The sequence below is a fragment of the Candidatus Riesia pediculicola genome, from assembly GCF_002073915.1.
In the GTDB taxonomy this organism is placed as follows: Bacteria; Pseudomonadota; Gammaproteobacteria; order Enterobacterales; family Enterobacteriaceae; genus Riesia; species Riesia pediculicola.
The window spans coordinates 1-7,737 of the sequence record NZ_CP012840.1; the positions used below are offsets into that span (position 1 = coordinate 1).

Consider the following 7,737-nt stretch of genomic DNA (forward strand, 5'->3'; position numbering starts at 1 on the left):
TNNNAATTCCCGTCTTCTAAGGAAGAAGTCCCGAAAGAAAGGGAGAGTAAATGAAAAGGAATTGATTTTTTTTTTTCAAAAAAAAATGGTCTAACAGGTAAGGGAAATTTGAGGTCATGAAGAAGAATCCTAAGTTAAATACAACTATTGAAGATATAAGAATTTGGAAGAAGAACTCTTCAAAGTTTGCTGCTTTAACTGCGTATGACGCAGCTTTTTCAAGGATGTTTTGGAAGGAAGGAATTGAAGTGATGTTGATTGGAGATTCTTTAGGAATGACAGTTCAAGGAAAAAGTTCTACGGTTTCCGTTACGACAAAGGAGATTGCGTATCATACGAAAATGGTTCGTAGAGGAGCTCCAATGGCTTGGTTGATTTCCGATCTTCCTTTCATGAGTTTTTTCAATTTGGACCAAGCTTGTAGAAATGCCTCCGTTTTAATTCGAGCAGGAGCTAATATGGTGAAGTTGGAAGGAGGAAGTTGGTTGTGTCCTACAGTTGAGAGACTTTCCGAAAGATCTGTTTCAGTTTGTGGACATGTCGGACTGACACCTCAATCTATCAACATTATCGGGAGTCATAGAGTTCAAGGGATGGATTCTTCCAGTTATCGAAGAATTTTATCGGATGCGAAAAGTTTGGAATCTTCTGGTATACAAATCTTGGTTTTAGAATGTATTCCGAACGAACTCACTTATGAAATTTCTCAATCTCTGTCCATACCAACTATCGGAATTGGTGCTGGTCCTTCCACGGATGGTCAGATACTTGTGATGCATGATATTTTTGGAATTGATACTGGACTTTCTGTTCGTCCTAGGTTTGTTAGAAATTTTCTAAGTGAATCTGGGGGTGATTTTCGGAAAGCAATTAGTCTCTTCAAGGAATCTGTTCGTTCAGGTGATTTTCCAAGGTCGGATCACTGTTTTCGAATAGGGTCTGGAAAGGTTCGTGATTTCAAAGGAAATTTTTGATATGTTTTTGGAAAAATCGATCATTTCGTGTCGTAAAAAGCTTAATTCTGTTAGTTGTCCCATCATTTTTGTCCCAACAATGGGGAACTTACACGAAGGGCATTTGAGGATGATTTCTTTTGCTAAAAAGCGAAGATCAAGCGATTTTTTAGTTGTAAGTATCTTCGTTAATCCGATTCAATTCGAGAGAGAAGAAGATTACATCTCTTACCCTAGAACGATTGATTCTGATTTAAGACTTCTAGATGCCTTAGGTGTTGTTGACTTAGTTTTTTTTCCGGAAGAATCTCAAATGTATCCAAACGGAACTTCCAGGATTACTCTTGTGAACCATCCAATTTCAGAAGAATTAGAAGGATTCTTTCGTCCTGGTCATTTTTCAGGAGTAGGAACGATTCTCGTTAAGTTTTTCAATATCATCAGACCTTCTTATTTGTATCTCGGGGAAAAAGATTATCAACAGTTATTAATGGTTCGTAAATTGGTAATTGATTTGGATTATCCTTTGAAAGTAGTAGGCTTTCCAATTGTCCGAGATAAGGAAGGTTTGGCGTATAGTTCTCGGAATTCTCTTCTTTCTAAGGAAGAACGTTTAGTTGCCTTTCGTTTAAATTCCACTTTGAACGAAGTTGTTGAACAATTCACTTCTAAGAACCTCCTTTCAGAAAAAGATTTATCACGTCATTTCCAGAGAAGAATTTCCAGATTTGGTTTCGTCGTAGAATCTTTTTTAGTTCGAGATTCTCTCTCCTTGCTTCCTATTTCTTCGGATAGTCGAAAGGTAATTTTTTTAGCTTCTGTTTGGTTAGGATCTGTGCGTTTGATTGATAATAAATGTGTTTCAATGAACTCTCATACTTGAACAATTTTTTATTTTTTCGTAGAATGAGTTTTGTCTTTAATTTTTCGAACTTTTGGACTTTTATTTGAAAAGTCAATCTTTTTGTTCGTATAAACCGTGAGGAAAAAAGATATGGTATATCGTCCTTTTTCGCTGATGCCCATTTTGGGAGAAGATCTCTTATCAGATCGTTTCACTCAGATGGATAAACTATTCAGTCGTATTACTGGAGCGAAACCTCTTTCCGAATTCCCTTCTTACGACCTGAAACAGAAAGGTAAGGATAGATTTGAACTTATCGTTTCGGTTCCAGGTTACCGAAAGGAGGAATTGGATATCTCTCTACTGCAAGATAAGTTGATGATCAAAGGAACTGTCATTTCTTCAACCTCTTCGGAAGAAGAGAAGAAACATTCATTCAAATGGTTGCATAGAGGTATCGAAAGGAAAAATTTTTCCATTAGTTTTGATTTAGATCACAAGGTTCAAATCAATCAGTCTGTTTTGAAAGATGGACTTCTGAAGTTAGATTTCAGTTACGAGATTCCAGAAAAAGAAAAACCTAAGAAGATTTCGATCGATCAGAGTTGATCTTGAAACTTTTGATTTCTTATCGGATGGATGACGAAGAAGAAAATCCCTTCCCCGCATCCATCCCCCCTGTCCGACCCTCCTCCTCCCTCCCAATCCTTCCGAAGACGTTCCGAGATTTTCGTATCCTTCTAGCATCACTACTCTTTCTGACTCATCGATTGTGAGCCTCTTTAAGTCCTTTTAAAGAGAGGTTTCTCATCGGATCTGTAGGAAACATCAAGACCATTTAAAAAGTTGCTTCTAAGATGCCCTGATCTCCCTGTCCTTCCTCCTTCTATCGGGAAGATTGTTCACTTTTCTTTTCTAATTTCTTGATCTGAGAAAAGAGCAGTTCGTTTTTCGCCCCCTCTCTTCTGAAGGTCACTTGATTGGTCGATTTTTCTATCGAGATCACGTAGTCCGGTAATGTTCTCTCTTCTTTTTGTTGTATGGAAGATGAGTAGATCTTATGTTTGAACGCGTTCAAGCAAGAATGACTTCCGATCTTTTCATGCAATCTCTTCAACGAAATTGTGAATTTTTTTTGGAGACCACAGTGCTTTCTGGCAATTTCGTACAACCTTCTTTCCATTGCTTTTCGAATCGAGAAATATCGTTTGTTAATTTGCAACACACGATGTTGTATGATCCTTTCATATAACCATTCCGGAATGGTGATCGAGATGGTTTTGGAAGAGTGGAAATTTCCCTTTTTTCGATCCATCTTTGAAATGATTTTCCATTGATCGATCAATCCAAATTCGACGATGTTCATTTTTCCGTTCGTCCCGATTTGACATATTTCTATCCGAGTTCCAGATAGTCGGCTTAAAGTTCTTTTCAGTTCTACATAGGAACGGCCCCCGCTGTCTCGATTAGTCGATCGGAAGAAATCGTGAGGAACGAAACTGATCGTCCGTCGGATCTTCTTGTTTTCATCCAGATCTCTGACCAGTTTGGACGTGATGTATATCCACATATCTTTATCGAATATGGTTGCGGATCCCCATCTACTAGGAACTATTTCGATCGTCGATTTGTTCCGGAAATTGATGTACTTTCTCATCTTTTTATCTCCTCCTCTCAAAGAGAAGATAGGATGTTCCATGGTGAAGATTTCATCACGAAAGTTCATGATTGATGACATTGATGAATTACCTGTTGAACCTAAGAAGATTTCGATCGATCAGAGTTGATCTTGAAACTTTTGATTTCTTATCGGATGGATGACGAAGAAGAAAATCCCTTCCCTGCATCCATCCCCCCTGTCCGACCCTCCTCCTCCCTCCCAATCCTTCCGAAGACGTTCCGAGATTTTCGTATCCTTCTAGCATCACTACTCTTTCTGACTCATCGATTGTGAGCCTCTTTAAGTCCTTTTAAAGAGAGGTTTCTCATCGGATCTGTAGGAAACATCAAGACCATTTAAAAAGTTGCTTCTAAGATGCCCTGATCTCCCTGTCCTTCCTCCTTCTATCGGGAAGATTGTTCACTTTTCTTTTCTAATTTCTTGATCTGAGAAAAGAGCAGTTCGTTTTTCGCCCCCTCTCTTCTGAAGGTCACTTGATTGGTCGATTTTTCTATCGAGATCACGTAGTCCGGTAATGTTCTCTCTTCTTTTTGTTGTATGGAAGATGAGTAGATCTTATGTTTGAACGCGTTCAAGCAAGAATGACTTCCGATCTTTTCATGCAATCTCTTCAACGAAATTGTGAATTTTTTTTGGAGACCACAGTGCTTTCTGGCAATTTCGTACAACCTTCTTTCCATTGCTTTTCGAATCGAGAAATATCGTTTGTTAATTTGCAACACACGATGTTGTATGATCCTTTCATATAACCATTCCGGAATGGTGATCGAGATGGTTTTGGAAGAGTGGAAATTTCCCTTTTTTCGATCCATCTTTGAAATGATTTTCCATTGATCGATCAATCCAAATTCGACGATGTTCATTTTTCCGTTCGTCCCGATTTGACATATTTCTATCCGAGTTCCAGATAGTCGGCTTAAAGTTCTTTTCAGTTCTACATAGGAACGGCCCCCGCTGTCTCGATTAGTCGATCGGAAGAAATCGTGAGGAACGAAACTGATCGTCCGTCGGATCTTCTTGTTTTCATCCAGATCTCTGACCAGTTTGGACGTGATGTATATCCACATATCTTTATCGAATATGGTTGCGGATCCCCATCTACTAGGAACTATTTCGATCGTCGATTTGTTCCGGAAATTGATGTACTTTCTCATCTTTTTATCTCCTCCTCTCAAAGAGAAGATAGGATGTTCCATGGTGAAGATTTCATCACGAAAGTTCATGATTGATGACATTGATGAATTACCTGTTGAACCTAAGAAGATTTCGATCGATCAGAGTTGATCTTGAAACTTTTGATTTCTTATCGGATGGATGACGAAGAAGAAAATCCCTTCCCCGCATCCATCCCCCCTGTCCGACCCTCCTCCTCCCTCCCAATCCTTCCGAAGACGTTCCGAGATTTTCGTATCCTTCTAGCATCACTACTCTTTCTGACTCATCGATTGTGAGCCTCTTTAAGTCCTTTTAAAGAGAGGTTTCTCATCGGATCTGTAGGAAACATCAAGACCATTTAAAAAGTTGCTTCTAAGATGCCCTGATCTCCCTGTCCTTCCTCCTTCTATCGGGAAGATTGTTCACTTTTCTTTTCTAATTTCTTGATCTGAGAAAAGAGCAGTTCGTTTTCCGGAACTTTTATTTGAAAATGCTTTGCCCTTTTAATTACATAGCCGTTGATGTAATCGATTTCAGATTTTTTTCGATTGAGTAGATCTTGATACATTGAGGAGAAATTTTTTGAAGTGGAATCGATGACATCGATCGTTGAACGAAATAGAGATCGAGCGTCGATCTCTGAGAAACCCTCTCTTTTCATTATAGATGATACTTCTTGGCAGATACGGTTGATTTGATGAGTTGCTAATTTTAAGAGTTTTCCATTTTGGCATCGGTAGATTGAACTCAATGGATTAATTGAACAATTTATAGCTAATTTTTTCCAATTAAAGAATCGGATATTTTTACACCAAATTACTTTTGGGAAGATTTGATTCAATGTGCTTGCAATCATGGGAAATTTTTTTGCCTTTCGATTAGCAGGACCTATGCAAGTTTCTCCCCATGCAACATGTTTTACATAATCGTTCTGATAATGAGAAGCGTGAGTAGTATTTCCTTCAATGATAGGTTGTTTGATTTTCTTTGGTAATTCTTCGAGTACACCCATTCCATTATGAATCAACAGAAGGATGCAATGATCGTTTAGATCACAGATAACTTTTGAAATTTCTTTTGAGACTTGCCAAGCTTTTAAAGTAACTATTAGAAGATGGCTTTCTCTTAGTTTTCTTCGATTGTTGATGGGCACTGAAATATGATGTTTTCTTCCATCAATGGATTTGATTTTGAACTTGAGAGTCTTATGGATTTTTTCTTTTGTCCAACCTTGAACAAAATGTTTTGTAGAAGCTAGAGATGATAACCATAGTTTGCCGATACAACCACATCCGAGAACTGTAATTTTTATCGGATCGTTTCTTAAATCTTTCATTTTTTTGCGTCTTAATAATCTAAAATTTTTAGATTCATTGTCTCTTTTTTGTTCCCTTTTAGCATGAGAATTTTATTCTTTTTAAGACAAATTTTCCCATTTTTTTGACCTTTAAAAAATGCCTTATTTTGCTTTTTATAAACGTTTTCTTTTCATCATACATGATTTTTTTAATTTTCCTTTTTGATACCTTGTTGCTCATATTTTTTTTCAAATTTATGCTTTTTTTTGAAAAAAAGTTTGTCTTTTTTATGAGAGAAATTTTTGTAAAAAAATTGTTAAAAAAAAACCGATAAGTTCGTGATTTAGAAATTTTTTTAGATGTTTTTTAAGAGAAAAAAGTTTCTTTTTTTTTCATTTATTCTCTATTTTTGATCTTGAAAAAAATTCTATTTTTAGGCTCTAAAAATGGCCTTTTTTTTCAATATATTACAACTTTTAAAAAAATTTTTTCATTTTTTTTTTTTTTTAGATTCGGGATTTAGAAAATGAGGTATCGGGATTTAGGAATAAAAGCACGGGATTTAGAAATCGGGAGTTGCAGTACGAAATATCTTTCATCTCACTTTTTTAAACCTGAAAATCTTTTAACTAGATAACAAAAAAAAAAAATCTTTTAACTGGAAAAAACAATCTAGTATATATATAACCTAATATGTTCGGCTTGAAGACTAAAAATTGCTTCGGAAGTAGCACGTTTGAAAAAATTTTTCACAAGATTTTTTGAGAAAAATTTGGAATTTTTTTCGAAAAAAATTTTTTTCCATCTTTTTTCAAAAAAAAGTTGAAAAATTTTTTGAAAAATCTCCTAAAAAAGTTCTTTAAAACGAATTTTTTGAAAAAAATTTGAATTTTTCTCCGATCATTCTTTTCTCTTAATAAAATAGAATAAATCATTTCATTTTCTTACTTAAATAAAGTAAAAAACATGAATTAAATACATAAATTAAATTAATTAAAAGCTACTTACTAAGTATTAATTAATTTCTTGATAATATATCCTACCAAGTATGAAATTGATCTAAAAATATAAAAGAAGTAATGTAATTAATTTCAGCAGGTTTGGTATGTTGTTCAAACTCTAAACCGGAATGAATTCATCCGACTTCCTCGATAGTACGTAATAGTCCGAGTAAATAGAATGGAAGAGATATCAATAGCATCGCTTCAAACTAGTCCATACCATGGAATTACAACTGACCAGTCTCCTTATCTAGAACCGATAATATGAATAGAGGTATGAAGTGTATGATTACACTTTCATATTTCATTAATCTTATTACTACTGGATGCTTAAGATTATGGTAAGTTATTAGCCATTAATTAAATATCGCTCGAAAATTTCTAAAACACGAATCGTTATTTTTTTCAAAAATTTTTCAGATTTTGAAATTTTTGATCGAACAATTTCAATTTTTTTCTTTTTTGGTTCGAATGAAAAATTGATCAAAATTTTCCAAAAAAAAGAGACAAAAATTTCAAAAAAAATTTGATCAGTTCGAAAGGATTCGAATTGTTTGTTCAAACGAAACAAAGACCAAAAAAACATCGCCCCCTGAAAAGCCAACCTCCCTTTTAGACTTCCGAAACAGGGAATCGCAGAGGACGAGATAATTTCAATTTTTTGAAAAAAATCCTTGACTCTTCCTTTTTGTTCGAATAAAATTCCCGTCTTCTAAGGAAGAAGTCCCGAAAGAAAGGGAGAGTAAATGAAAAGGAATTGATTTTTTTTTTTCAAAAAAAAATGGTCTAACAGGTAAGGGAAATT

The 7,737-nt window shown here is 35.3% G+C and carries 9 protein-coding genes; 3 read left to right on the forward strand and 6 right to left on the reverse strand.

The features are described from left to right. Positions 1–116 precede the first annotated feature (116 nt). From panB to AOE55_RS00015, 3 genes are all read left to right on the forward strand, one after another. Positions 117–974, forward strand: a complete 858-nt coding sequence (gene panB / locus AOE55_RS00005; RefSeq protein WP_013034927.1) for a 3-methyl-2-oxobutanoate hydroxymethyltransferase — start codon at positions 117–119, stop codon at positions 972–974. Position 975: 1 nt separating this feature from the next. Continuing rightward, positions 976–1,836, forward strand: a complete 861-nt coding sequence (gene panC / locus AOE55_RS00010) for a pantoate--beta-alanine ligase (protein ID WP_013034929.1) — start codon at positions 976–978, stop codon at positions 1,834–1,836. A gap of 111 nt (positions 1,837–1,947) precedes the next feature. Continuing rightward, positions 1,948–2,406, forward strand: a complete 459-nt coding sequence (locus AOE55_RS00015) for an Hsp20 family protein (protein ID WP_041855293.1) — start codon at positions 1,948–1,950, stop codon at positions 2,404–2,406. Here the strand turns inward: AOE55_RS00015 and AOE55_RS00020 are convergent. The 6 genes from AOE55_RS00020 to AOE55_RS00045 form a co-directional block, all read right to left on the reverse strand. After that, positions 2,341–2,544 carry a hypothetical protein gene (locus AOE55_RS00020; RefSeq protein ID WP_080611594.1) on the reverse strand — a complete coding sequence of 68 codons (204 nt, stop codon included), beginning with the start codon at positions 2,542–2,544 and terminating at the stop codon, positions 2,341–2,343. The genes AOE55_RS00015 and AOE55_RS00020 overlap by 66 nt on opposite strands. 139 nt (positions 2,545–2,683) lie before the next feature. Beyond that, entirely contained in the window at positions 2,684–3,535 is an 852-nt protein-coding gene (locus tag AOE55_RS00025) for a replication initiator protein A (RefSeq protein ID WP_049821654.1), read from the reverse strand. A gap of 7 nt (positions 3,536–3,542) precedes the next feature. Next, positions 3,543–3,722 (reverse strand): hypothetical protein, encoded by a 180-nt coding sequence (locus AOE55_RS00030; protein ID WP_013034923.1) that lies wholly within the window; start codon positions 3,720–3,722, stop codon positions 3,543–3,545. 139 nt (positions 3,723–3,861) lie between these two features. Further along, positions 3,862–4,713 carry a replication initiator protein A gene (locus AOE55_RS00035; RefSeq protein WP_049821654.1) on the reverse strand — a complete coding sequence of 284 codons (852 nt, stop codon included), beginning with the start codon at positions 4,711–4,713 and terminating at the stop codon, positions 3,862–3,864. Positions 4,714–4,720: 7 nt separating this feature from the next. Continuing rightward, positions 4,721–4,900, reverse strand: a complete 180-nt coding sequence (locus tag AOE55_RS00040; protein WP_080611597.1) for a hypothetical protein — start codon at positions 4,898–4,900, stop codon at positions 4,721–4,723. A gap of 139 nt (positions 4,901–5,039) precedes the next feature. After that, a complete protein-coding gene (locus AOE55_RS00045) occupies positions 5,040–5,969 on the reverse strand; it encodes a 2-dehydropantoate 2-reductase (RefSeq protein ID WP_013034926.1) in 930 nt (309 codons plus the stop codon). Positions 5,970–7,737 lie beyond the last annotated feature (1,768 nt).